A 24,220-nucleotide genomic window follows, 5' to 3' on the forward strand; every position below is an offset into this window, starting at 1 on the left:
CGACTGGAGTGAACCCCTCATGAGCATCGTCGTCACCGGAGCCACCGGACACCTGGGCCGCCTCGTCATCGACGAGCTGCTGACCGAGGTCCCGGCCGACCGGGTCGTGGCCGTCGTGCGCGACGCGGACAAGGCCGCGGACATCGCCGCGCGCGGTGTGCAGCTGCGGGTCGCCGACTACAACGCTCCCCCCACCCTCAAGGGCGCCTTCCAGGAGGGCGACGTCGTCCTGCTGATCTCCGGCAGCGAGGTCGGGCAACGGGCCGCGCAGCACGCGGCCGTGATCGACGCCGCCAAGGAGGCGGGCGTCGCGCGCCTGGCCTACACCGGCATCCTGGGCGGTCCGGCCGCCGACTTCACCCTCGCCGACGAGCACAAGGCCACCGAGCAGGCGCTGCTCGACTCCGGGCTGACGTACACCCTGCTGCGCAACGGCTGGTACACCGAGAACTACACCGCCCAGATCCCCGTGCACCTGGAGCACGGCGTCGTCGGCAGCGCGAGCGGGGGCCGGGTGGGCACCGCGACCCGCCGCGACTTCGCCGCCGCGGCGGCCGCCGTGCTGACCGGCGAGGGCCACGAGAACAAGGCCTACGAGCTCAGCGGCGACCACGCCTGGACACTCGCGGAGTACGCGGCGGAGCTGTCCCGCCAGTCCGGCCGCACGGTCACCTACACCGACCTGCCCGAGGCGGCGTTCGTGGAGGTCCTCGTGGGCGCCGGCCTGCCCGCGCCCGTCGCCGCGATCTTCGCCGACTGCGACGCGCACGGCATCGCCCCCGGCCTGCTGGAGGGCGGCAGTGGCGATCTGAGCCGGCTGATCGGCCGACCGACCACGCCGCTCGCGGACACGATCGCGGAGGCGCTCAGGGGCTGACCCGAAGTACCGGGCGGGCTTTTCCAGGACCGCCCCGAGAGCGCGCGGGCCCCGCGGCGGATTCCCCTCCGGCCGCGGGGCCCGCGTTCACCGCACCACCATCACCCGTATCCGCCTGTCATGACCGTCATGCGATACGCAGATGACGAATGAACGGCCCCGCGCTACCTTCGCAGCAGTCGGACGGCGCCAGGGGAGGAATCGAGTGAGTGAGCAGCGCGCGGGACTGCTGTACGGATTCGCCGCCTACGGCCTGTGGGGACTCTTCCCCCTCTACTGGCCGCTCCTGGAGCCCGCGGGCGCGGGCGAGATCCTCGCCCACCGGATGGTCTGGTCGCTGGCCGTCGTCTCGCTGATCCTGGTCGCGACGCGCCGCTGGGCCTGGATACCCCAACTGCTGCGGCAGCCGCGCAAGCTCGCCCTGCTCGCCGTGGCGGCGGCGGTCATCTCGGTCAACTGGGGCCTGTACATCTGGGGCGTCAACAGCGGCCACGTCGTCGAGACCTCGCTCGGCTACTTCATCAACCCCCTGGTCACCATCGGGCTCGGCGTCCTCGTGCTGCACGAGCGGCTGCGGCCGGCCCAGTGGGCGGCGGTCGGCATCGGCGCCACGGCCGTAGTGGTGCTGGCCCTGGGCTACGGCCGGCTTCCATGGATCGCGCTGACGCTGGCCTGCTCGTTCGCCACGTACGGCTTCGTGAAGAAGAAGGTCGGCATGGGCGGCCTGGAGTCGCTGGCCGCCGAGACCGCGATGCAGTTCCTGCCCGCGATGGGCTTCCTGCTGTGGCTGGGCAACCGGGGCGGCACCACCTTCGGCTCGCACGGGGCGGGTCACGCCGGCCTGCTGGCGCTCTGCGGGATCGTGACCGCCGTGCCGCTGATCTTCTTCGGCGCGGCCGCGATCCGCATCCCGCTGAGCATGATCGGCCTGTTGCAGTACCTCGCGCCGGTCTTCCAGTTCCTGCTCGGCCTGTTCTGGTTCCACGAGGAGATGCCGCCCGAGCGCTGGGCGGGCTTCGGCCTCGTGTGGCTGGCTCTCGCCCTGCTCACCTGGGACGCGCTGCGCACCGCCCACCGGGGACGGCTCGCGCTGCGCGACGCCGCCGTGGTGGTCGACGAGGCCGCGCCGCGCGGGGCGGTCACGAGCTGAGCGGCACCCCGTGGGTATCTCCTGGCCCGGCACGCCGGGAGGGAAGCCGGGAACCGGTGAGCAACACCTTCGGGTGAATGAGGGGCCGGCCCCATTGCGCGCTCCGACGGGGAACCCATACAACTGGTTCCACATCGAACAGGGGAGCGAATCATGGCGATGCACTGGAAACTCGTGATCGACGCGGAGGACCCGCACGGGCAGGCCGCCTTCTGGGCGGCGGCGCTCGACTACGAGACCGAGGACCACAGCGCTCTCATCGAACGACTGCTGGAGGCCGGTGCGGTGACGCCGGACCTGCTGACGGAGGCCGGCGGCCGGGGGGCCTGGCGGGATCTCGCGGCGGTGCGCCACCCCGAGGACCCGTACGCGAAGGAGAGCGGCATGGGGCTGGGGCGGCGCATCCTCTTCCAGCGCGTACCCGAGTCCAAGACGGTGAAGAACCGGCTGCACATCGACCTCCATCCCGGGCACGGACGGAGGGAGGCGGAGGTCGCACGACTGGAGGGGCTGGGGGCGACCGTGCTGCGGCGGATAGCGGAACCCTCCGGGGAGTGGGTCACGATGGCCGACCCGGAGGGCAACGAGTTCGACGTCGAGTAGCCGGCGCGCAGTCGACACGTACTCGGCGACCGGCCGGCCGGAGCGGCCTTCGCGCCCTCACCCCTCGCTCAGCCCTCCCCCGCAACCCGCCTTGACGACGGGGCGGCCGCGATGAAAAAATCTCCATGCATACGCAACTTATGCACATGCAAGGAGATGACGGGTTGTCGGAGACAGAGCGCACGTTCCTGTTCCTGGTGGGCAGCACTCGCGCCGACGGGAACACCGAGACGCTGGCGAGGCGGGCCGCCGAGGAGCTGCCTCCCTCGGTGGACCGGAGGTGGGTACACCTGAGGGATCTGCCGCTTCCGCTCTTCGAGGACCACCGGCACGACGGGGACGGGAGCTATCCGGCGCCGACCGGGCACGCCGCGACGCTGCTCGATGCCACATTGCGGGCGACCGACCTGGTGATCGTGTCACCGCTGAACTGGTACACCGTCTCGACCAGCACCAAGCTCTACCTCGACCACTGGTCGGGCTGGATGCGCATACCGGGCGTGAACTTCCTGGAGCGGATGCGCGGCAAGGCCCTGTGGTCGGTGACCGTGCTCGGCGGCCAGGACCCGGCGACGGCGGCGCCCCTGGTGGGCACGCTGCGCCACACCGCGGCGTACGCGGGGATGCGCTGGGGCGGCGCGCTGCTCGGCCACGGGACGCGACCGGGGGACGTGCTGCGGGACACCGCGGCGCTGGGCCGGGCGAAGGCTTTCTTCGCCTGACACGCCGGGGCCGCCCGCCCCGTCAGGCGGTGACGTCGCGGGCGGCGAAACGGGCCCAGGCGGCGGAGCCGAACACGGCGACGTACAGCGCCTGGAGCTCGAAGTTGCGGCGCAGGTCGTCCCAGTAGACCGGGTCGCGGACGAGGTCGGCGAAGCTCAGCCAGTAGTGGGGGAAGAGATAGGGCTGGATCGCGTGCAGTTGGGGGATCGTGTCCACGATCTGCACGGTGATCAGCAGACCGACGGTGGTCGCCATGGCGGCGATGCCGCTGTTGGTGAGGGTGGAGATGAACAGGCCGAGCGCCGCGATCCCGGTGAGGGAGGCGGCGACAGCCAGGGCGACCAGCAGCGCGCGCAGCAGACCCTCGGAGAAGGAGATGCTCGTGCCGGACAGCAGCGTCACATCGCCCAGGGGGAAGAGCAGCGCGCCGGTGATCAGGGCCGAGGCCGCCACGACCAGGGTCGCCAGCACGCAGAAGGCGAGAACGGAAGCGTATTTGGAGAGCAGAAGCCGGGTGCGCCCGGCCGGCGCAACCAGCAGGTAGCGCAGGGTGCCGGCATTGGACTCGCCGGCGATGGCGTCGCCCGCGATGACCCCGATCGCCATCGGGAGAAAGAACGGCAGCGTCGCCGCGAGTGAGGTGAAGACCAGGAACAGGCCGTTGTTGGTGATCAGCGCGATGAAGGCGGGGCCGCCGCCTCCGCCTCCCGCGCTCCCGCCGTCGCCGGTCTCGATCTTCACCGCGATACCGATGAGGACCGGCACCCCGGCCAGGACGGCCAGCAGGGCGAGGGTGCGCCAGCGGCGCAACACGGTGACCAGCTCATTGCGCAGCAGACCGAGCGACCACAGCGGCCGCCGTGCGGTCCCGGCCGCCCCTTCGGGCGGGGCCCCGGCGGCGGTGTCAGCCTGCGACATCGAATCCCTCTCCCGTCAGGGCGACGAACGCGTCCTCCAGTGAGGCGCGTTCGACGCCGAAGCCGCGCACCCGCACGCCGGCCCCGACCAGCGCCGCGTTGAGGTCGGCGAGATCCGGCAGCGCCGCCGGGTCGGTCGGCAGCTCGCCGGTGACCCGTTCGCCGTCGGCGGCCAGGCCGGTCACGCCCTGCTCCTTGAGGACGCGTACGGCGTCTGCGGGGTCGGGTGTGGTGACCACCAGGCGGCCACCCGAGGACAGCGCCTCGACCGGGCCCTGGGTGAGCAGCCTGCCGCGGGACATCACGGCGGCGTGCGTGCAGACCTGTTCGATCTCGTCGAGGAGATGGGAGGAGAGGAAGACCGTGGTGCCGTCCGCCGCCAGTTCGCGGACCAGGGCCCTGATCTCCCGCATGCCCTGCGGGTCCAGGCCGTTGGTCGGTTCGTCCAGTACCAGCAGCTCACGCGGCCGCAGCAGGGCCGCGGCCAGTCCGAGCCGCTGCTTCATCCCGAGCGAGTACGCGCGTGCCTTCTTGCCCGCCGCCGCGGCCAGCCCGACGCGCTCGAGCGCCTCGCCGACCCGGGACCGGCGCGTGCGCGGGTCGGCGGTCGGGTCGGCGGAGTCAAAGCGCAGCAGGTTGTCCCGGCCGGACAGGAAGCCGTACAGGGCGGGGCCCTCGATCAGCGCGCCGACCCGGGGCAGCACGCTGCGCACGGCGCGGGGCATGGGCTCGCCCAGGACCCGCGCCGCGCCGGAGGTCGGCTCGATGAGACCCATCAGCATGCGGATCGTGGTCGTCTTCCCGGAGCCGTTGGGCCCCAGGAAGCCGAACACGCTGCCGCGCGGAACGGTCAGGTCGAGGCCGTCGACGGCGAGTTGTCCACCGCGGTACCGCTTGGTGAGTCCGCTCGTGGAGATCGCGTCCTCACCGGCGTCGGCGGACAGCTCCCCCATCGGCGCTCCCTTCCTCGCTGACCTGCTCGTCTCCACGCCTGCCGACCCGCTCCCCGAAGGGGTCCTACTTCGCCCCGGCGTTGGCGGCCCTGATCAGGGCGTCCTGGTTCACGGTGCCCACGTAGACCTTGCCGCTTTCTGTGATCAGGGCGTTGACCAGGCGGGTGCCGACGACCGTGCCGGTGCCGAAGTCGCCCTTGACGTCCTTGCCGAAGGAACTGAGCAGCGACGGGCCCTCGGAGCCCTGGTCCTTGGCCTGGCCGGGGCTCTGGTTCAGCGCGTCCTTCGGCAGCTGGAGCTCGGCGATCGAGTCCCAGCCCTTGCCGAGGACGTCGACACCGCCGAGCCCGTCGAGTCCGGAGAGCTCCCCGGGCGCCGGGCGGGTGCCGTGCGTGCCGTCCTCCGTGGCGTGCTCGCCCGCCTTCTCCGTCGTCACCTTGGCGCCCTTGGGCGGGGAGAAGTCGAAGGTGGCGGCCGAGGGCTTGGCGAAGTCCACCTTGGTGAAGGCGACATCGACGATGGCCTTGCCGCCGCCCTTGGGCGCCAGCGTGAACCTCAGGGGCACGCCGGTGGCGGAGTCGACGGCGATCCGGACGGAGCCGACCGTCGAGTCCGCGGCCTTGGGCGTGACCACCAGCTGGTAGGCGCTGCGGCCCGCGACACGCGCCGTGCCGTCCACCGACACCGAGGTGGTGCCGTCCACCGCGTCGAGGAGCTGTTTGGCCGCCCCCTGCGGGCTGGTGGGCAAGCCCTCGGGCAGCTTGCGCTCGCCCTTGTCCTTGGCGGCGCCGGACTCCTGCGGCACATCGGTGAGGTGGTAGGCGGAGTTGGTGGCGCTGTCGTAGGCCCAGACCTCGTCGCCGTTGTGGATGACGCTGTACTCGGCGGCGTCCTCGACGATGGAGACCTTCTGCCGGCCGGGGCCGTCGGCCGCGATGTGCAGCGTGTGGGAGCCGGCCAGGAGCTGCGTCAGCTGCTCCTGGGGTTCGGCGGAGGAACCGTCCCCGCCGCGGCTCTCGCCTGGTCCGCCGCCGCCGAAGGGGCCGGCGGAGCCGTTGGCCCCGGCCATGAAGGACGGGAGCCCGAAGTCGGTGGTGATCCGGATGGAGCCGGAGACCGTCTGGGTGTCCGAGGCCGCGATCTTGGCGATCAGCTCCTCGGCGGTGATCTTCGGCAGATCGGGGCTGCCCGCGCTCGCGAGCGCCGGTACGAGCCCGATGGTGGCCGCGGCGGCGCCGGCCGCCAGGACCGGTACCGCGTAACGTATCGCCTTGGTCCGGCGCCGGCGGTCCCGGTCGTCGTCCAAGGGCTGGATCGGTGCCATTACGTCCCTACCTCCGTTGTCAACGGCGGGTTGTCGTCAGCGTCGCACTCGTCCACCTCTTGGGCCATTGTCACCCGATCCGCCGTGTGGTGGTGCCTCTTATCCCATCAATCCGGCCGGTCGGGCACATCGCCCGGCGGGATCAACTCGGTGTACACCTCTGGGATGAGGCCCCTGACAACGGCTCAGGGCGGCGCCATGCGGCCCCCGCGTCCGTACGGGTACGGGCGCGGATCAGCCCGCGCGGTGCACCACCGCGTCGCAGAGCCCCTCCAGGGCCTGCTTGGCGGCGCACTCCGGCAGCGGGGCCAGCAGAGCCCGCGCCTCGTCCGCGTACCGGACGGTGTCCCGGCGGGCCTGCTGCAGTGCGGGGTGGGCGCGCATCAAGGTGAGCGCCTCGGCGTGCCGGAGGTCGTCCGTGAGGTCCCCGTCCAGCAGTTCGCACAGCCGGCGGTCGTCGGACGGCGCGAAACCGTCGGCCTTGGCCACGGCAGCACGCAGATGCAGCACCGGCAGGGTCGCCACGCCCTCGCGCAGGTCCGTGCCCGGGGTCTTGCCGGACTCGTGCGAGTCGCTGGCGATGTCCAGGACGTCGTCGGCCAGCTGGAAGGCGGTACCGACGCGCTCCCCGTACTGGGTGAGGATGTCGACCACGGTCTCGCTCGCGCCCGACATCATCGCGCCGAAGCGGCACGAGACGGCGATCAGGGAGCTGGTCTTGCCCGCGATGACGTCCATGTAGTGCTCGATGGGGTCACGCCCGTCGCGCGGGCCGACGGTCTCCAGGATCTGTCCGGTGACCAGCCGCTCGAAGGCCTCGGCCTGGATCCGTACGGCCTCCGGCCCGAGGTCGGCCAGTATGTGCGAGGCCTTGGCGAACAGAAAGTCGCCGGTGAGTACGGCAACCGAGTTGTCCCAGCGGGCGTTGGCGCTCGCGACCCCCCGCCGCACCGCGGCCTCGTCCATCACGTCGTCGTGGTAGAGCGTCGCCAGGTGGGTGAGCTCGACCACCACGGCCGCGGGCACGATCTTGGGCGCGTGCGGATCACCGAACTGCGCGGCCAGCATCGCCAGCAGCGGCCGGAACCGCTTTCCACCGGCGTGCACCAAATGCCGCGCCGCCTCTGTGATGAAGGGCACATCGCTCTTCGTCGCCTCGAGGATGCCTTCCTCCACGGCCGACAGTCCGGCCCGGACATCGGCCTCGAGTCCCTCGTCCATAACACTCAGCCCGAAGGGCCCGACGACGGTCGTCACCTGGGATTCTCCTGTCGCTGAGATCACTTCTGCGGCGTGTGGCGTGGCGCAGCACTACACCGGCAGCGTAACCGGTCGCCTCTCGATCACTGCGGGGGCATGGCCCCCTCGGGCCACTACCGCCGGTTTTGCCCGGCTGTTCGGGTCGTCCGGCCCGGGACGGGGCCCGCTCCGGGCGCCCCGGCCCTGCCGTGACGCCCCGGTCGACGCCTCCCGGCAGCACCGTCATCGCTGTCGCGCCTTCCCCGGCAAGGCGCTCGGCATGCGTGGCCGCCGAGTTGGCGCCGGTCCGGGCGGCGCCGTTCGGCGCACGGTGAGGGCCACGAGGACGCAGGGCGGACCGAGTCCGGCGACGACGGGGCCCGGCGGCGGGGTGGGCCCGGCGGACCGCTCACGGCGAACGGACGGGCGCACTGGGCCACCCGGATGAGCAGCGGCTCACCGGAGCCCCACAAGGGCCCGCCGACGAGCAGCGGGCAGCGGCGGAGGCCTTGTTGCTCCCGGGCGGCGCCCGGCCGTGTCACCGAGGAGGAGGCCGTGGCCAGGAGTCGGGTGCGACGCGTACGGGTCCGGCCTCGACGCTGCCGCCGGACGCACGGCGGGCCGGGTCAGGAATCCCGACCCGGCCCGCCGTGTGGACCGCCAAGTGGACAGACGCGTGGACAGACGCGTGGACAGAACAACTAGCGCCCGTGCGCCGCCGTCACCGCCCGGGCCAGTCGCGGTGACGCCCACTCCGTGCCGCACACGAAGCGCAGCACCGGCCCGAAGGTCGCCGCCGCGGGCAGTCCCGTGAAGTACAGCCCCGGCACCGAGGAGGAGAAGTCGGCACCCAGGCGCGGGGAACCGCCCGTGCGGGCCAGTGCGGCACGCAGCTCCGGAGCGAGGAAGTCCAGGGCGTCCAGGTCGACGCGGTAGCCGGTGGCGGCCATGACGTGGTCGGCCGCGAACTCGGCGGCGCGTCCGCCGGGCGCCGCGGTGGACAGCACGACCTTGCCCTCGCCGTCGAGGCGGGCACTGCGCAGCGCGTGCCCCTCGCTGACCGAGACCTTCCCCTCGAAGCGCTCGCGCAGCCACCACGCCCCCAGCGGCCCCAGTACGCGCCGCACGAGGTACAGCCGCAGCGATGTGGGCAGCGGGCGGAAGTACTGGGCGTGGTACGAGAAGGCGTACAGCGACCAGGCCCGCCCGAAGGGCGACTCGGGCCGCAGCCGCGGCTGGCGGTCCGGCGGGTCCCCGAAGCCGACCGCGCGCCGGCCGCGGGCCAGCAGGCGCACGGTCGCGCCCGCCTCCGCCAGCAGGGCGGCGCTCTCCAGGGCGGACTGCCCCGCGCCGACGACGGTCACCTCGCGCCCGGCGAACCGGGCGAAGCCGGTGTGCTGGGAACTGTGCGAGACAGGCCCGGAGGCCGAGGGCCCGTCCGGCGCCAGGCCTCGCAGCAGGTCGGGGATATGGGCGAAGCCCAGCAGACCGCTCGCGACGACGACGGCCCGCGCCTGGAACTGTTCCCCGGAGTCCAGCTTGAGGTCGAAGCCCGCGCCCGGCCGCCGGTCGACGGAGACCACACGCACCTGCTCCAGGTCCGGCACCAGCCGTTGCTGGAACCACTGCCCGTAGCGGACGAAGGTCTCCGAGGGGATCAGGTCCCAGTCGGTGACCAGCGGCCGCTCCCCCATCTCCCGGCAGAAGTCCGCCAGTGTGTGCCCCACCCGGCCGGTGGAGATGCTGGAGGCGGCCGGCGTGGACTTCAGGACCATGCCGGCCGGCATGTTCTCCCGCCAGCTGACCATCGGATCACCGAAGGTGCGGACGGGCACGCCACGTTCACGCAGGTGGGAGGCGATGGACAGGCCGTACGGCCCGGCTCCGATCACGGCTACGGGCGTCGTCATGAGGGGTCCCTTCTCAGCGCGGTTCGACGTCGTGACCGGTACATCTGCATCAGGTGCCGCGCGCCCGGGCGGACGAAGCGCGCGAGCATGGTGACAAAGGGCTTGAGGTCGTCGGAGGCCAGCCACGCCAGCTCCGTGCCACTGGCGCGGGCGGGCGCGTGGGGAGTGGTGTAGCCGCTGCGCCGGTAGGCGATCAGCGCGGGCAGGTCGATGTTCTCCACGACGAAGCGGCGGCCCTCCAGCTGGCCGGCGCGCGGGATCTCCCGGCCGGTGAGGTCCAGATGCTGGGCCCGGACGACGTCGATCCCTGCCGCCGACTCGAAGAGCCGGAACTGGGCGCCCACGCGCGGGTTGAAGTCCAGCAGTTTGTAGCGGCCGTCGCGGCGGTCGTAGCGCCAGTCCAGGTCGGCGATCCCCTGGAAGCCGACGCTTTTGCAGAACTGGGCCGCCAGCGCGGCGAGTTCGGGGTTGGCCACGACATAGGCGCAGGCGGTCATCCCCGCGTGCGGCGGCCAGGAACGGACCTTGACCCCGGTGAACAGCACCGGTTCGGCCGCGCCCGCGCCGAAGTACGCGTGCACGATCCAGTCCTCGGCCTCCTCGCGCGGCAGGTACTCCTGGAGGATGACGCCGGGCTTCGGCCCCCAGCCGCGCGCCAGTTCCAGCAGCTGCCGCGGGCCCTCGATCCGGGTCGTCCCCGGTACGGCCGGTGCTCGGCGCCGGACGAAGGCCTCCCGGTTCTTGGCGACGACGGGGAAGCGGGCGGTGGCCGCGAACTTCTCCACGTCCTCGAAGGAGTCCGGGAAGGACGCCTGCGGCGACGGCACGCCGTACTGGACGCACAGCTCGTGCAGCCCCTGTTTGCTCGCCAGCCGGCGCGACAGCCCCGGGTCCTCGGTGCGCGGGAACAGGAAGAACTCCGTGAGCTCGTCGCCGTGTTCGGCGATGAGCACGGCCGCCTCCTCGTCGGTCGGGATGAGCACCGTCGGGCGCCCGATCCTGCGGCCGATCCCGCGTAACCCCTCGACCAGCTGTTCCGCGGGCTCCAGTCCGGTGGTCGGCCAGACGAAACGGTCGCGCAGATACCGCGAGGCGGCGGCAGGCGTCCGCCGGTCCTCGGTGACGGCGTACATGGGGACGCCGAGCCTCCCCAGACTCCGGATCGCCCCCACCCCGCCATGATGCAGCGGATAGTTACCGATTTTCACGATCAGTCCGGGCACGGCAGGATCGATCGCTAACGCGGACCTCACCACGTAATCCCCCCAATGATCACGGTTTCATCGGCCCACCCCGCCCGTGACCTGAAAGGAACCTAAGCCCGAATTGACCGCGTCGGCAAGACTTTTCCGGACATTGCGAACTCTTTAGTCAACGCCGGACCGGCCTGCCGGCACCGCTCCGCCGCAGGTCACGGCGGTGCGGCGACGACCGGCCCGGAGGGGCGCGCGGAGGCCGGGTGCGCTCCCGACGGCGCCCGGGGCCCCGCAGACGCCGACGCGCCCCGGAGCCTGGCGGGCTCCGGGGCGCGTCGGGGCGGTACGGGGGTCAGCGGATGAACGTGCCCGCCTGGTTGGCCAGATCCAGGAAGTACTGGGGCGCCACACCCAGTACCACCGTGACGGCGACGCCGATGGCGATCGCGGTCGACGTGAGCGGCGACGGCACCGCGACCGAGGGGCCGTCCGCCTTGGGCTCGCTGAAGAACATCAGCACGATGACGCGGATGTAGAAGAACGCCGCGATCGCCGACGACAGGACACCGACGATCACCAGCGGCATCGCGCCGCCCTGCGCTGCGGCCTTGAAGACCGCGAACTTCCCCGCGAAGCCGGACGTGAGCGGGATGCCCGCGAAGGCCAGCAGGAAGACCGCGAAGACCGCGGCGACCAGCGGGGACCGCCGTCCCAGCCCGGCCCAGCGCGACAGGTGCGTGGCCTCGCCGCCCGCGTCGCGCACCAGCGTGACGACCGCGAAGGCGCCCAGCGTGACGAACGAGTAGGCCGCCAGGTAGAAGAGCACCGCCGAGACGCCCTCCTTCGAGGTCGAGATCACGCCGGCCAGGATGAACCCTGCGTGGGCGATGGAGGAGTACGCCAGCAGGCGCTTCACGTCCGTCTGCGTGACGGCCACGATCGCGCCGACCAGCATCGTGAGGATCGCGACCCCCCACAGCACCGGCCGCCAGTCCCAGCGCAGTTCGGGCAGGACGACGTACAGCAGGCGCAGCAGCGCGCCGAAGGCGGCGACCTTGGTGGCAGCGGCCATGAAGCCGGTGACCGGGGTCGGGGCGCCCTCGTAGACGTCCGGTGTCCACATGTGGAAGGGCACGGCGCCGACCTTGAACAGCAGGCCCATGCCGACGAGCGCGGAGCCCATCAGCAGCAGCGCGTCGTTGCCGGAGGAGCCGGCCAGCGCCGGGGTGAGCTTGGCGGTGCCGTCCACGACCGAGGCGATGCCGGAGTACGAGACGGTGCCCGCGTAGCCGTACAGCAGGGCGATGCCGAACAGCAGGAAGGCGGAGGAGAATGCGCCCAGCAGGAAGTACTTGACCGCGGCCTCCTGCGACATCACGCGCCGGCGCCGCGCCAGGGCGCAGAGCAGGTACAGCGGCAGGGAGAAGACCTCCAGCGCCACGAAGAGCGTCAGCAGGTCGTTGGCGGCCGGGAAGACCAGCATGCCGCCGACGGCGAAGAGCAGCAGCGGGAAGACCTCGGTGGTGGTGAAGCCCGCCCTGACGGCCTCCTTCTCCTGCTCGCTGCCGGGTACGGCTGAGCCCTGCGCGGCGAAGGAGTCCACCTGCCGGCCGTGCGCCCTGGGGTCGAGGCGGCGCTCGGCGAAGGTGAACACCCCGACCAGGCCCACGAGCAGGATGGTGCCCTGGAGGAAGAGCGCGGGACCGTCCACGGCGACAGCGCCCATGGCGGCGATGTGCGCCTTCGTGGTCGCGTAGCCGCCGGCGGCGAGCGCCACGACCGCGGCGAAGGCGGCGGCCATGCCGAGGACGGCCAGCCCGACCTGGGCGGTGTAACGCGCCCGGCGCGGCAGGAAGGCCTCGGCGAGGATGCCGAGCAGGGCGGCGCCGAAGACGATCAGCACCGGCGCCAGCTGGGCGTACTCGATCTTCGGTGCGGTGATCTTGTCGGCGGCGAGCGGGGCCGCCGTTGTCCACAGGCTGTGGACAACACCTGTGCTGCTCACTTGGAGGCCTCCAGCGCCGGCTTGGGGTCGGTCTTGTGCACGTCGGACAGCGTCTGCTGGACCGCCGGGTTGACGATGTCGGTCACCGGCTTGGGGTAGACGCCCAGGAAGATCAGCAGCAGGATCAGCGGGGCCACGACGGCGACCTCGCGCACCTTGAGGTCGGGCATGCCCTCGACCTCGGCCTTCACCGGACCCGTCATCGTCCGCTGGTAGAGCACGAGGACGTACAGCGCGGCCAGCACGATGCCGACGGTGGCGACGATGCCGAGCGCCGGGTAGCGGCTGAACGTGCCGACCAGGACGAGGAACTCACTGACGAAGGGCGCGAGCCCCGGCAGCGAGAGGGTGGCGAGACCGCCGATCAGGAAGCTGCCGGCCAGGACCGGGGCGACCTTCTGCACCCCGCCGTAGGCGGAGATGAGCCGGGAACCGCGCCGCGAGATGAGGAATCCCGCGACCAGCATCAACGCGGCGGTGGAGATGCCGTGGTTGACCATGTAGAGCGTCGACCCGCTCTGGCCCTGGGTGGTCATCGCGAAGATGCCGAGGACGATGAAGCCGAAGTGCGAGATCGACGCATAGGCGACCAGCCGCTTGATGTCCCGCTGGCCGATGGCGAGCAGGGCACCGTAGATGATGCTGATCACCGCCAGCACGAGGATCACCGGCGTCGCCCACTTGCTGGCCTCCGGGAAGAGCTGGAGGCAGAAGCGGAGCATCGCGAAGGTGCCGACCTTGTCGACGACCGCGGTGATGAGCACGGCGACCGGCGCCGTGGACTCCCCCATCGCGTTGGGCAGCCAGGTGTGCAGCGGCCACAGCGGGGCCTTGACGGCGAAGGCGAAGAAGAAGCCCAGGAACAGGGCGCGTTCGGCGGTGGCGGACATGTCCAGCTTGCCCGCCGCGCGCGCGTTCAGGATCTCCTGGAGGGAGAAGGTGCCCTGGCCGAGCTGGTCGGCGGTGACCGCGTACAGCCCGATGACGGCGGCGAGCATGATGAGTCCGCCGACCAGGTTGTAGAGCAGGAACTTCACGGCCGCGTAGGAGCGCTGACGGGCCGCCTCCTCCTCGCCGTGCTCGTGGGCACGGTCCCCGAAGCCGCCGATGAGGAAGTACATCGGGATGAGCATGGCTTCGAAGAAGATGTAGAAGAGGAAGACGTCGGTGGCCTCGAAGGAGATGATCACCATCGCCTCGACCAGCAGGATCAGCGCGAAGAAGCCCTGCGTCGGCCGCCAGCGGCGATTGGGGTTCCGCTCCTCCAGGGGGTCGGCGTCGTGCCAGCCGGCCGCGATGACGAAGGGGATGAGCAGCGCGGTGAGCCCGATGAGCGCGACCGCGATGCCGTCGACGCCCAGTTCGTAGCGCACGCCGAAGCTGGCGATCCAGGGGTGTGACTCGGTCAGCTGGTAGCGCGCGCCGCCCGGCTCGAAGCGGGCGACCACGAGCGCGGCGAGCACGAACGTGGCCAGGGACACGCCCAGTGCGAGCCACTTCGCGGCCCCTCGCCGGGCCGCCGGGACGGCGGCCGTGGCGATCGCCCCGAGCGCCGGGAGCCCGGCGGTCACGGTGAGCAGGGGGAAGGACATCAGACAACACCCCTCATGAGCGGGAGCCGCTGGGCGGCCGGGAGGACGGGTACGGCTGCCGTGCCGGGCCGGTGGAGCCGCATCACGCCACCCCCCGCATCAGCAGCGTCGCCGCCACCAGCACCGCGGTGCCGGCCAGCATCGACACGGCGTAGCTGCGCACATAGCCGTTCTGGAGGCGGCGCATCCGGCCGGAGAGGCCGCCGACGGCGGCCGCGGTGCCGTTCACGACGCCGTCCACACCCTTGTGGTCCACGTAGACCAGGCCGCGGGTGAGGTACTCGCCGGGCAGCACCAGGGCGACATGGTTGAAGTCGTCCTGGAGCAGGTCGCGCCGGGCGGCCCGGGTCAGCAGGTTGCCGCGCGGGGCAACGGCCGGGACCGGGCGGCGCCCGTACACGGCCCAGGCGAGGGCCACACCGAGCACCATCACCACCATCGTGGCGGCGGTGACCGCGCCGGCGCCGATCGGCGGGTGGCCCTCCTCGTGACCGGTGACCGGCTCCAGCCACTTCACGAAGGATTCGTTGAAGCTGAACAGGAATCCCGCGAAGACCGAGCCGAAGGCCAGAACGATCATGGGGATCGTCATCGACTTGGGCGACTCGTGCGGGTGCGGCTCGTGGCCTTCCGCGTCGGGCTGCCAGCGCTTCTCGCCGAAGAAGGTCATCAGCATCACGCGGGTCATGTAGAACGCGGTGATCGCCGCACCCAGCAGGGCCGCGCCGCCGAGGATCCAGCCCTCGGTGCCGCCCTTGGCGAAGGCAGCCTCGATGATCTTGTCCTTGGAGAAGAAGCCGGACAGCCCCGGGAAACCGATGATGGCCAGGTAGCCGAGCCCGAAGGTGACGAAGGTGATCGGCATGTACTTCCGCAGGGCGCCGTACTTGCGCATGTCCACCTCGTCGTTCATGCCGTGCATGACCGATCCGGCGCCGAGGAAGAGCCCCGCCTTGAAGAAGCCGTGGGTGACCAGGTGCATGATCGCGAAGACGTAGCCGATCGGGCCGAGGCCCGCGGCCAGCACCATGTAGCCGATCTGCGACATCGTGGAGCCGGCCAGCGCCTTCTTGATGTCGTCCTTCGCGCAACCGACGATTGCACCGAAGAGCAGCGTGACCGCGCCGACGGTGACCACGGCCACCTGGGCGGTGGGCGCGGCGTTGAAGATCACGCCGGAGCGGGTGATCAGGTAGACGCCCGCGGTCACCATCGTCGCCGCGTGGATCAGGGCCGAGACCGGGGTCGGGCCCTCCATCGCGTCGCCGAGCCAGGACTGCAGCGGGACCTGCGCCGACTTGCCGCAGGCGGCGAGCAGCAGCATCAGGCCGATGCCGGTGAGGATGCCCTCGCCCGCCTTGTCCACCTGGCCGAAGAGCGGCTCGAAGGTGAAGGTGCCGAAGGTGGTGAACATCAGCATGATCGCGATGGACAGGCCGACGTCACCGACGCGGTTGACGATGAACGCCTTCTTGGCCGCCGTCGCCGCGCTGGGCTTGTGCTGCCAGAAGCCGATCAGCAGGTACGAGGCCAGGCCCACGCCCTCCCAGCCGACGTACAGCAGCAGGTAGTTGTCGGCGAGCACCAGCAGGAGCATCGCCGCGAGGAAGAGGTTGAGGTAGCCGAAGAAGCGGCGGCGCCGCTCGTCGTGCTCCATGTAGCCGATCGAGTAGATGTGGATCAGCGTGCCCACACCGGTGATCAGCAGCGCGAAGGTCATCGACAGCTGGTCGAGCTGGAAGGCGACGTCCGCGTGGAAGCTGCCGACCGAGATCCAGGTGAAGGCGGTCGAGTGCAGCGCGCGCTGCTCGCCGCTGCGGCCGAGCATGTCGAAGAAGAGCACCGCCGCGACGACGAAGGACGAGGCCGCGAGCACGGTGCCGATCCAGTGGCCCGTACGGTCCAGCCTCCGTCCGGCGGTGAGCAGCACACCGGCGCCCAGCAGCGGCAGGAGGACGAGCCATCCGATCAAGTAGTCCACTGTCGCTACCCCTTAGAGCTTCATCAGGCTGGCGTCGTCGACCGAGGCCGAGTGGCGGGAGCGGAAGATCGTCACGATGATCGCGAGACCCACGACCACCTCCGCGGCGGCGACGACCATCGTGAAGAAGGCGATGATCTGGCCGTCGAGGTTGCCGTGCATCCGGGAGAAGGTGACGAACGCCAGGTTGGAGGCGTTCAGCATCAGCTCGATGCACATGAAGACGATGATCGCGTTGCGCCGGATCAGCACCCCGGCCGCGCCGATGGTGAACAGCAGCGCTGCCAGGTACAGGTAGTTGACCGGGTTCACTTCGACGCCTCCTCAGTGCGCTGCTCCAGCTCGGCGACCTTGGCGACCGACTCGGCGGAGACGTCGCGGTACTGGCCGCGGCCGCGCAGCGTCGGGCTGACGCTGAGCTCGGAGACCGTGCCGTCCGGAAGCAGGCCGGGGACGTCGACCGCGTTGTTGCGGGCGTAGACGCCCGGCGCGGGGAGCGGGGGGAGCTGCTTGCCCTCGCGCACCCGCTGCTCGGCCAGTTCGCGCTGGGTGGCGCGGGCCTCGGTGCGCTCGCGGTGGGTGAGGACCATCGCGCCGACGGCCGCGGTGATCAGCAGCGCACCGGTGATCTCGAAGGCCCACACGTACTTGGTGAAGATCAGCGAGGCCAGTCCCTCGACGTTGCCGCCGGCGTTGGCCTGGCCGAGCCCGGTGAACTGGTTGAGCGAGGCGCTCGCGATGCCCGCGATCAGCAGCACGCCGAAGCCGGTCCCGGCCGCGGCGGCGAGCCAGCGCTGCCCCTTCAGCGTCTCCTTGAGCGAGTCGGCGGCGGTGATGCCGACCAGCATGACGACGAAGAGGAAGAGCATCATGATCGCGCCGGTGTAGACGACGATCTGGACGACGCCGAGGAAGTAGGCGCCCTGGGCCAGATAGAAGACCGCCAGGACGATCATCGTCCCGGCGAGCGACAGTGCGCTGTGCACGGCCCTCTTCATCAGGACGGTCGCCAGCGCGCCCAGCACCGCGACGGTGCCGAGCACCCAGAACTGGACCGCCTCCCCGGTGGAGGTGGTGTACCCGGCCGCCAGCGTGGTCAGCCCGTTCATGCCTCGCCTCCCGTCCCGGCCGGAGCCGCGCCGCCCGCCGCGGGGACCTGTGCGTCCGTCGCGCCGGCCTCGGCTGCCGCGCCTTCTGCGGACTGCTCGCCCTGCACCGTCTCGTCGGCCTTCTCGCCCTTGGAGACCGCGACCTGCCGGACGGTGTCCGGGGCCGCGTGCGTGACCGCGCCGCGGTAGTAGTCGCCCTCGTCCATGCCGGGGAAGATCGCGTGCGGGGCCTCGACCATGCCCTCGTCCAGGCCGGCGAGCAGCTGCTCCTTGGTGAAGATCAGCGACTCGCGGCTGCTGTCGGCGAGTTCGTACTCGTTGGTCATCGTCAGCGCCCGCGTCGGGCAGGCCTCGATGCACAGCCCGCACAGGATGCAGCGGGCGTAGTTGATCTGGTAGACGCGGCCGTAGCGCTCGCCCGGCGAGTAGCGCTCCTCGTCGGTGTTGTCGGCGCCCTCCACATAGATCGCGTCGGCGGGGCAGGCCCAGGCGCACAGCTCGCAGCCGATGCACTTCTCCAGCCCGTCCGGGTGCCGGTTGAGCTGGTGACGGCCGTGGAACCGCGGCGCGGTCGGCTTCTTCTCCTCGGGGTACTGCTCGGTCAGCCGCTTCTTGAACATGGCCTTGAAGGTCACGCCGAAGCCCGCGACCGGGCCCAGGAACTCAGGCATCGTCGGCCTCCTTGCCTACGAGTTGACGCTCCGCACGGGACGCCCGCCGCGGGACGGGCGGGAGCTCCTGGCCGGGCAGCGGCGGCACGGGGTATCCGCCCGCCATGGGGTCGAACTGCTCGGGCGGCCCCGCCTCGGCGGCCGCCTCCTTGTCCTTCTCGCCGCGGTCCCGCAGGACGTCGAACGCCAGCGAGACCAGGAGCAGCAGCACGACGGCACCGCCGACGTAGAGCACGATCGACTGGAAGTCGTAGTTCTCGTTGCGCAGCGCCCGGACGGTGGCGACGAGCATCAGCCACACCATCGAGACCGGGATGAGCACCTTCCAGCCCAGCTTCATCAGCTGGTCGTAGCGCACGCGGGGCAGCGTGCCGCGCAGCCAGATGAAGAGGAAGAGCAGCAGCTGGACCTTGACCACGAACCACAGCAGCGGCCACCAGCCGTGGTTGGCGCCCTCCCAGAAGGTGCTGATCGGCCACGGGGCCCGCCAGCCGCCCAGGAAGAGGGTGGTCGCGACCGCCGAGACCGTCACCATGTTCACGTACTCGGCGAGCATGAAGAGCGCGAACTTGATCGAGGAGTACTCGGTGTTGAAGCCGCCGACCAGGTCGCCCTCGGACTCGGGCATGTCGAAGGGGGCGCGGTTGGTCTCACCGATCATCGTGCCGATGTAGATGATGAAGGAGACCGGCAGCAGCACGATGTACCAGCGGTCGTGCTGCTGGGCGACGATCTGCGAGGTCGACATCGAGCCGGAGTAGAGGAACACCGACGCGAAGGCGACGCCCATCGCGATCTCGTACGAGATCATCTGCGCGCAGGAGCGCAGGCCACCGAGCAGCGGGTACGTCGAGCCGGACGACCAGCCGGCCAGCACGATGCCGTAGATGCCGACGGACGCGGTGGCCAGGATGAACAGGATGCCGATCGGCAGGTCGGTGAGCTGCATCGGCGTGCGGTGGCCGAAGATCGAGACCTCGTTGTCGGCCGGGCCGAAGGGGATCACCGCGATCGCCATGAACGCCGGGATGGCCGCGACGATCGGGGCCAGCACGTAGACGACCGCGTCGGCCTTCTTGACGATCAGGTCTTCCTTGAGCATCAGCTTCACGCCGTCGGCGAGCGACTGGAGCATGCCCCAGGGGCCGTGCCGGTTGGGGCCGATGCGCAGCTGCATCCAGGCGACGACCTTGCGCTCCCACACGATGGAGAACAGCACGGTCAGCATCAGGAACGCGAAGCAGAAGACCGCCTTGATGACGACCAGCCACCACGGGTCGCGCCCGAACATGGACAGGTCCTCGACGGACATCGTGATCACTGGGCCACCTCCTTCATGGGCGCGGCCACCTTGACGACCTGGCCGGGCAGCGCGCCGGTGTCCGAGGCGAGACCGCCGCCCACGGAGTTCAGCGGCAGCCACACGACGCGGTCGGGCATCTCGGTCACCTTCAGCGGGAGCCGTACGGCGCCGGCGGGGCCGGAGATCTCGGCCTCGGCACCGTCGGCGAGGCCGATCTCCTCCGCCGTGGCCGCCGACAGGCGGGCGACCGCCGGGTGGCGGGTGCCGGCGAGGGCGTCGTCGCCCTGCTGGAGCAGGCCCTGGTCGAGCAGCAGCCGGTGACCGGCGAGGACGGCCTCGCCGACGCCCGGCTTGGGGATCGGGCGGCCGGTCTCGCGCGGCGCGGCGGCGCGCGGGCCGTCCACCGGGGCGAGCCGGGTGAGTTCGGCGCGCGCCGCCCTCACATCGGCGAGGCCGAGGGGGACATCGAGCGCGTCGGCCAGCATCGTCAGCACCCGGGCGTCCGGGAACTGGTGGCGCTGGACCTGCTGGGCCGGCTTGATGGCGGTCTCGAAGAGCCGCGCGCGGCCTTCCCAGTTGAGGAAGGTGCCGGCCTTCTCGGCGACCGCGGCCACCGGCAGGACGACGTCCGCCCGCTCGGTGACCTCGCTGGGCCGCTGCTCCAGGCTGACCACGAAGCCGACCGCGTCCAGCGCCTCGCGGGCCTTGGCCGGGTCGGGCAGGTCGGCGACCTCCACGCCGCCCACGAGCAGCGCGCCGAGCTCGCCGACCGCCGCCGCTTCCAGGATGTCGGTGGTGTCGCGGCCGAAGCGGGACGGGAGCGTGGCCACGCCCCAGACCGCGGCGACCTCGTCCCGGGCGCGCGGGTCGGCGACCGGGCGGCCGCCGGGCAGCAGCCCCGGCAGGGCGCCCGCCTCGACGGCGCCGCGCTCACCGGCCCGGCGCGGGATCCACGCCAGGCGGGCGCCGCTGGCCTCGGCCAGCCGGAGCACCGCGGTCAGCGCGCCGGGAACGGCCGCCAGCCGCTCGCCGACCAGGACGACGGCGCCCTCGGCACGCAATGCCTCGTGCGCCGCGCGGCCGGCGGCGTCCAGGCCGACGCCACCGGCGAGGGCGTCCAGCCACTCGGTCTCGGTGCCGGGCGCGGCGGGCAGCAGCGTGCCCCCGGCCTTGCCCAGCCCGCGGGTGGCGAAGGGAGCCAGCGTAAAGGTCTTCTGCCCGTGCTTGCGCCAGGCCTTGCGCAGCCGCAGGAAGACGCCGGGCGCCTCCTCCTCCGCCTCCAGCCCGGCCAGCAGCACCGCGGGGGCGCTCTCCAGCAGGGTGTAGGTGACGCCGTGGCCCGACAGGTCCCGTCCGCGGCCCGCGACGGCGGCGGCCAGGAAGTCGGCCTCCTCGGCGGAGTGCGCCCGGGCCCGGAAGTCGACGTCGTTGGTGTCCAGGGCGACGCGGGCGAACTTGGCGTACGCGTACGCGTCCTCGACGGTGAGCCGGCCGCCGGGCAGCACGCCGGTGCGGCCGCCGGCCGCGGCGAGCCCGCGGGCCGCCGCCTCCAGCGCCTCCGGCCAGCTCGCCGGCTCCAGCTCACCGCTGTCGGCGTTGCGCACCAGCGGCGTGCTGAGCCGCTCGGGCCGCTGCGCGTAGCGGAAGCCGAAGCGGCCCTTGTCGCAGATCCACTCCTCGTTGACCTCGGGGTCGTCCTGCGCGAGCCGCCGCATGACCTTGCCGCGCCGGTGGTCGGTGCGGGTGGCGCAGCCGCCGGCGCAGTGCTCGCACACGCTCGGCGAGGAGACCAGGTCGAAGGGACGGGAGCGGAAGCGGTAGGCCGCCGAGGTCAGCGCGCCGACCGGGCAGATCTGGATGGTGTTGCCGGAGAAGTACGACTGGAAGGGGTCGCCGTCCCCGATGCCGACCTGCTCCAGCGCGCCGCGCTCCAGCAGTTCGATCATCGGGTCGCCCGCCACCTGCTCGGAAAAGCGGGTGCAGCGCGCGCACAGCACGCACCGCTCGCGGTCCAGCAGGATCTGCGTGGAGATCGGCATGGGCTTGGCGTAGGTCCGCTTGCGTCCCTCGAAGCGGGTGTCGGCCTGGCCGGCGGACATCGCCTGGTTCTGCAGCGGGCACTCGCCGCCCTTGTCGCAGACGGGGCAGTCCAGCGGGTGGTTGATGAGCAGCAGCTCCATCACCCCGCGCTGGGCCTTCTCCGCGACACCGGAGGTGAGCTGGGTCTTGACGACCATGCCGTCCGTGCAGGTGATCGTGCACGACGCCATGGGCTTGCGCTGGCCCTCGACCTCGACGATGCACTGCCGGCAGGCGCCGACCGGGTCCAGGAGCGGGTGGTCGCAGAAGCGCGGGATCTCGATCCCGATCAGTTCGGCGGCCCGGATCACCAGCGTGCCCTTGGGCACGGACAGTTCGACGCCGTCGATGGTGACGGACACCAGGTCCTCGGGCGGCACCGCTGCCTCTCCGGAAGCGGCGTTCGTGGTGACGGTCACGCGTTCACCTCCAGGTGAGACTTGTCGGCCCAGACCGTGGACTTGGACGGGTCGAAGGGGCAGCCGCGGCCCTCCAGGTGCTCCACGTACTCGTCGCGGAAGTACTTGAGGGAGGAGAAGATCGGGCTGGCCGCTCCGTCCCCGAGGGCGCAGAAGGACTTGCCGTTGATGTTGTCGGCGATGTCGGCGAGCTTGTCGAGGTCCGCCAGGGACCCCTTGCCGGCCTCGATGTCGCGCAGCAACTGGACGAGCCAGTACGTGCCCTCGCGGCAGGGGGTGCACTTGCCGCAGGACTCGTGGGCGTAGAACTCGGTCCAGCGGGTGACGGCGCGCACCACGCAGGTGGTCTCGTCGAAGCACTGCAGCGCCTTGGTGCCGAGCATCGAGCCCGCGGCGCCGACGCCCTCGTAGTCCAGCGGGACGTCGAGGTGCTCGTCGGTGAACATCGGGGTGGAAGAGCCGCCCGGCGTCCAGAACTTGAGCTTGTGGCCCGGGCGCATGCCGCCGCTGAGGCTGAGCAGCTGGCGCAGGGTCACCCCGAGCGGGGCCTCGTACTGGCCGGGGTTGGCGACATGGCCGCTGAGCGAGTACAGCGTGAAGCCCGGGGACTTCTCGCTGCCCATGGAGCGGAACCACTCCTTGCCCCTGGTGAGGATCGCGGGCACCGAGGCGATCGACTCGACGTTGTTGACCACCGTCGGGCACGCGTACAGGCCCTCGACCGCCGGGAAGGGCGGCCGCAGCCGGGGCTGGCCGCGCCGGCCCTCCAGGGAGTCCAGGAGCGCCGTCTCCTCGCCGCAGATGTACGCGCCCGCGCCGGCGTGCACGGTCAGCTCCAGGTCGAAGCCGCTGCCCAGGATGTTCTTGCCGAGGAAGCCCGCCTCGTACGCCTCGGCGACCGCGTGGTGCAGCCGCCGCAGCACGGGGACGACCTCGCCGCGCAGGTAGATGAAGGCGTGCTGGGAGCGGATCGCGTGGCAGGCGATCACCATGCCCTCGATGAGCGAGTGCGGGTTGGCGAAGAGCAGGGGGATGTCCTTGCAGGTGCCCGGCTCCGACTCGTCGGCGTTGACGACGAGGTAGTGCGGCTTGCCGTCGCCCTGCGGGATGAACTGCCACTTCATCCCGGTGGGGAAGCCGGCGCCGCCGCGGCCGCGCAGACCCGCGTCCTTGACGAAGGCGATCACGTCGTCCGGGGGCATCGCGAGCGCCTTGCGCAGGCCCTCGTAGCCCTCGTGCCGGCGGTACGTGCCGAGTGTCCAGGACTGCGGGTCGTCCCAGAAGGCCGACAGAACGGGTGCGAGCACCTTCTCCGCCGAGTCAACCATCGTCACTGCTCCCCCTCGCCTTCGTTCGTGCGCTGCTCGGTGACGGGCCCGGCAGGGTGGTCGGGGTCGGAGACCGCGGACTCCTGCGGGGCGTCGTGGGAGCTGGTGTGGGCCGGCGGCACCTCGTCCTGCGGCGGGGCGGAGGTCTGCCGCGGCACACCGGCGCCGGTGCCCGGGAGTGCCTCGCCGCGGGAGAGCCGCAGGCCGGCGAGTGAGGCCGGGCCCGCGCCGCCGCTCGCCTCGACGGCGCCGGGGCGCTCGTCGGGGAACCCGGCGAGGATCCGGGACGTCTCCTTGTACGTGCACAAGGGAGCGCCCCGGGTGGGCTCGACGGTCCGGCCGGCCCTCAGGTCGTCGACGAGCCGCTTGGCCGACTGCGGGTCCTGGTTGTCGAAGAACTCCCAGTTGACCATCACCACGGGGGCGAAGTCGCAGGCCGCGTTGCACTCGATGTGCTCCAGCGTGACCTTGCCGTCCTCGGTGGTCCCGCCGTTCTCGACGCCGAGGTGCTCCTTGAGCTCGTCGAAGATCGTGTCCCCGCCGAGCACCGCGCACAGGGTGTTGGTGCAGACCCCGACCTGGTACTCGCCGGACGGCGCCCGGCGGTACATGGTGTAGAAGGTCGACACCGCCGTCACCTCGGCCGTGGTCAGCCCGAGCGTCTCGGCGCAGAAGCGGATCCCGGTACGGGAGACGTAGCCTTCCTCCGCCTGCACGAGGTGCAGCAGCGGAAGCAGAGCGCTGCGGCTGCCGGGATAGCGGGCGATGATCTCGCGCGCGTCCGTCTCCAGGCGCTGCCGTACGTCGGCCGGGTAGTCCGGCGCGGGCATCGCGGGGATGC

20 protein-coding genes are annotated in these 24,220 nt (G+C 71.5%); 4 read left to right on the forward strand and 16 right to left on the reverse strand.

The genetic code is table 11. The features are described 5' to 3' along the window. The first annotated feature begins 19 nt into the window (after nt 1-19). The 4 genes from RV983_RS16000 (at nt 20) to RV983_RS16015 (ending at nt 3,352) form a co-directional block, all read left to right on the forward strand. The gene (locus RV983_RS16000) at nt 20-877 is read left to right on the forward strand and encodes an SDR family oxidoreductase (protein ID WP_475986457.1); all 858 of its coding nucleotides are present in this window, start codon (nt 20-22) and stop codon (nt 875-877) included. A gap of 205 nt (nt 878-1,082) precedes the next feature. Next, a complete protein-coding gene (gene rarD, locus RV983_RS16005; RefSeq protein WP_475986458.1) occupies nt 1,083-2,027 on the forward strand; it encodes an EamA family transporter RarD in 945 nt (314 codons plus the stop codon). A 159-nt stretch (nt 2,028-2,186) separates the two neighbouring features. Continuing rightward, entirely contained in the window at nt 2,187-2,630 is a 444-nt protein-coding gene (locus RV983_RS16010) for a VOC family protein (RefSeq protein WP_475990341.1), read from the forward strand. Between the two features lie 146 nt (nt 2,631-2,776). Next, entirely contained in the window at nt 2,777-3,352 is a 576-nt protein-coding gene (locus RV983_RS16015) for a flavodoxin family protein (RefSeq protein WP_475986459.1), read from the forward strand. Nucleotides 3,353-3,374: 22 nt separating this feature from the next. Here the strand turns inward: RV983_RS16015 and RV983_RS16020 are convergent, their stop codons facing one another. From RV983_RS16020 to nuoE, 16 genes are all read right to left on the reverse strand, one after another. Continuing rightward, complete coding sequence (locus RV983_RS16020; RefSeq protein ID WP_475986460.1) at nt 3,375-4,271, reverse strand: ABC transporter permease; 897 nt, start codon at nt 4,269-4,271, stop codon at nt 3,375-3,377. Continuing rightward, complete coding sequence (locus RV983_RS16025) at nt 4,258-5,223, reverse strand: ABC transporter ATP-binding protein (protein ID WP_475986461.1); 966 nt, start codon at nt 5,221-5,223, stop codon at nt 4,258-4,260. The genes RV983_RS16020 and RV983_RS16025 overlap by 14 nt, the downstream gene beginning before the upstream one ends. 64 nt (nt 5,224-5,287) lie before the next feature. Further along, the gene (locus RV983_RS16030; RefSeq protein WP_475986462.1) at nt 5,288-6,547 is read right to left on the reverse strand and encodes a LolA family protein; all 1,260 of its coding nucleotides are present in this window, start codon (nt 6,545-6,547) and stop codon (nt 5,288-5,290) included. A gap of 234 nt (nt 6,548-6,781) precedes the next feature. Beyond that, entirely contained in the window at nt 6,782-7,768 is a 987-nt protein-coding gene (locus RV983_RS16035) for a polyprenyl synthetase family protein (RefSeq protein WP_475990342.1), read from the reverse strand. A gap of 719 nt (nt 7,769-8,487) precedes the next feature. Continuing rightward, a complete protein-coding gene (locus tag RV983_RS16040) occupies nt 8,488-9,696 on the reverse strand; it encodes an NAD(P)-binding domain-containing protein (protein ID WP_475986463.1) in 1,209 nt (402 codons plus the stop codon). Next, nucleotides 9,693-10,868 (reverse strand): carboxylate--amine ligase, encoded by a 1,176-nt coding sequence (locus tag RV983_RS16045; protein WP_475986464.1) that lies wholly within the window; start codon nt 10,866-10,868, stop codon nt 9,693-9,695. The genes RV983_RS16040 and RV983_RS16045 overlap by 4 nt, the downstream gene beginning before the upstream one ends. Before the next feature lie 376 nt (nt 10,869-11,244). Next, the gene (gene nuoN / locus RV983_RS16050) at nt 11,245-12,897 is read right to left on the reverse strand and encodes an NADH-quinone oxidoreductase subunit NuoN (protein ID WP_475986465.1); all 1,653 of its coding nucleotides are present in this window, start codon (nt 12,895-12,897) and stop codon (nt 11,245-11,247) included. Continuing rightward, a complete protein-coding gene (locus RV983_RS16055; RefSeq protein WP_475986466.1) occupies nt 12,894-14,489 on the reverse strand; it encodes an NADH-quinone oxidoreductase subunit M in 1,596 nt (531 codons plus the stop codon). The genes nuoN and RV983_RS16055 overlap by 4 nt, the downstream gene beginning before the upstream one ends. 82 nt (nt 14,490-14,571) lie before the next feature. Next, nucleotides 14,572-16,470: an NADH-quinone oxidoreductase subunit L gene (nuoL, locus tag RV983_RS16060; RefSeq protein WP_475986467.1), complete on the reverse strand. Its 1,899-nt coding sequence runs from the start codon at nt 16,468-16,470 to the stop codon at nt 14,572-14,574. Between the two features lie 12 nt (nt 16,471-16,482). Next, nucleotides 16,483-16,782, reverse strand: coding sequence for an NADH-quinone oxidoreductase subunit NuoK (nuoK, locus tag RV983_RS16065; RefSeq protein ID WP_319658407.1), 300 nt, complete (start codon nt 16,780-16,782; stop codon nt 16,483-16,485). Then, the gene (locus RV983_RS16070; RefSeq protein ID WP_475986468.1) at nt 16,779-17,579 is read right to left on the reverse strand and encodes an NADH-quinone oxidoreductase subunit J; all 801 of its coding nucleotides are present in this window, start codon (nt 17,577-17,579) and stop codon (nt 16,779-16,781) included. Before RV983_RS16070 ends, nuoK begins: the two co-directional genes overlap by 4 nt. Continuing rightward, entirely contained in the window at nt 17,576-18,250 is a 675-nt protein-coding gene (gene nuoI, locus RV983_RS16075; RefSeq protein ID WP_475986469.1) for an NADH-quinone oxidoreductase subunit NuoI, read from the reverse strand. The genes RV983_RS16070 and nuoI overlap by 4 nt, the downstream gene beginning before the upstream one ends. Beyond that, nucleotides 18,243-19,562 (reverse strand): NADH-quinone oxidoreductase subunit NuoH, encoded by a 1,320-nt coding sequence (nuoH, locus tag RV983_RS16080; protein ID WP_475990343.1) that lies wholly within the window; start codon nt 19,560-19,562, stop codon nt 18,243-18,245. The genes nuoI and nuoH overlap by 8 nt, the downstream gene beginning before the upstream one ends. 5 nt (nt 19,563-19,567) lie before the next feature. Beyond that, nucleotides 19,568-22,051, reverse strand: coding sequence for an NADH-quinone oxidoreductase subunit G (locus RV983_RS16085; protein WP_475986470.1), 2,484 nt, complete (start codon nt 22,049-22,051; stop codon nt 19,568-19,570). Beyond that, nucleotides 22,048-23,379: an NADH-quinone oxidoreductase subunit NuoF gene (gene nuoF, locus RV983_RS16090; RefSeq protein WP_475990344.1), complete on the reverse strand. Its 1,332-nt coding sequence runs from the start codon at nt 23,377-23,379 to the stop codon at nt 22,048-22,050. The genes RV983_RS16085 and nuoF overlap by 4 nt, the downstream gene beginning before the upstream one ends. Before the next feature lie 2 nt (nt 23,380-23,381). Next, nucleotides 23,382-24,209: an NADH-quinone oxidoreductase subunit NuoE gene (gene nuoE, locus RV983_RS16095; protein WP_475990345.1), complete on the reverse strand. Its 828-nt coding sequence runs from the start codon at nt 24,207-24,209 to the stop codon at nt 23,382-23,384. Between the last annotated feature and the right edge of the window lie 11 nt (nt 24,210-24,220).

This window comes from Streptomyces sp. RLA123, from assembly GCF_056270165.1.

What these genes read in the sequence shown, in the direction of transcription:
- RV983_RS16000 (WP_475986457.1), top strand. Translation starts at nt 20, where the DNA reads ATGAGCATCGTCGTCACCGGAGCCACCGGACACCTGGGCCGCCTCGTC.
- RV983_RS16010 (WP_475990341.1), top strand. Translation starts at nt 2,187, where the DNA reads ATGCACTGGAAACTCGTGATCGACGCGGAGGACCCGCACGGGCAGGCC.
- RV983_RS16015 (WP_475986459.1), top strand. Translation starts at nt 2,777, where the DNA reads ATGCAAGGAGATGACGGGTTGTCGGAGACAGAGCGCACGTTCCTGTTC.
- RV983_RS16020 (WP_475986460.1), bottom strand. Translation starts at nt 4,271, where the DNA reads ATGTCGCAGGCTGACACCGCCGCCGGGGCCCCGCCCGAAGGGGCGGCC.
- RV983_RS16025 (WP_475986461.1), bottom strand. Translation starts at nt 5,223, where the DNA reads ATGGGGGAGCTGTCCGCCGACGCCGGTGAGGACGCGATCTCCACGAGC.
- RV983_RS16030 (WP_475986462.1), bottom strand. Translation starts at nt 6,547, where the DNA reads ATGGCACCGATCCAGCCCTTGGACGACGACCGGGACCGCCGGCGCCGG.
- RV983_RS16035 (WP_475990342.1), bottom strand. Translation starts at nt 7,768, where the DNA reads ATGGACGAGGGACTCGAGGCCGATGTCCGGGCCGGACTGTCGGCCGTG.
- RV983_RS16040 (WP_475986463.1), bottom strand. Translation starts at nt 9,696, where the DNA reads ATGACGACGCCCGTAGCCGTGATCGGAGCCGGGCCGTACGGCCTGTCC.
- RV983_RS16055 (WP_475986466.1), bottom strand. Translation starts at nt 14,489, where the DNA reads ATGTCCTTCCCCCTGCTCACCGTGACCGCCGGGCTCCCGGCGCTCGGG.
- RV983_RS16070 (WP_475986468.1), bottom strand. Translation starts at nt 17,579, where the DNA reads ATGAACGGGCTGACCACGCTGGCGGCCGGGTACACCACCTCCACCGGG.
- nuoI (WP_475986469.1), bottom strand. Translation starts at nt 18,250, where the DNA reads ATGCCTGAGTTCCTGGGCCCGGTCGCGGGCTTCGGCGTGACCTTCAAG.
- nuoH (WP_475990343.1), bottom strand. Translation starts at nt 19,562, where the DNA reads ATGTCCGTCGAGGACCTGTCCATGTTCGGGCGCGACCCGTGGTGGCTG.
- nuoF (WP_475990344.1), bottom strand. Translation starts at nt 23,379, where the DNA reads ATGGTTGACTCGGCGGAGAAGGTGCTCGCACCCGTTCTGTCGGCCTTC.
- nuoE (WP_475990345.1), bottom strand. Translation starts at nt 24,209, where the DNA reads ATGCCCGCGCCGGACTACCCGGCCGACGTACGGCAGCGCCTGGAGACG.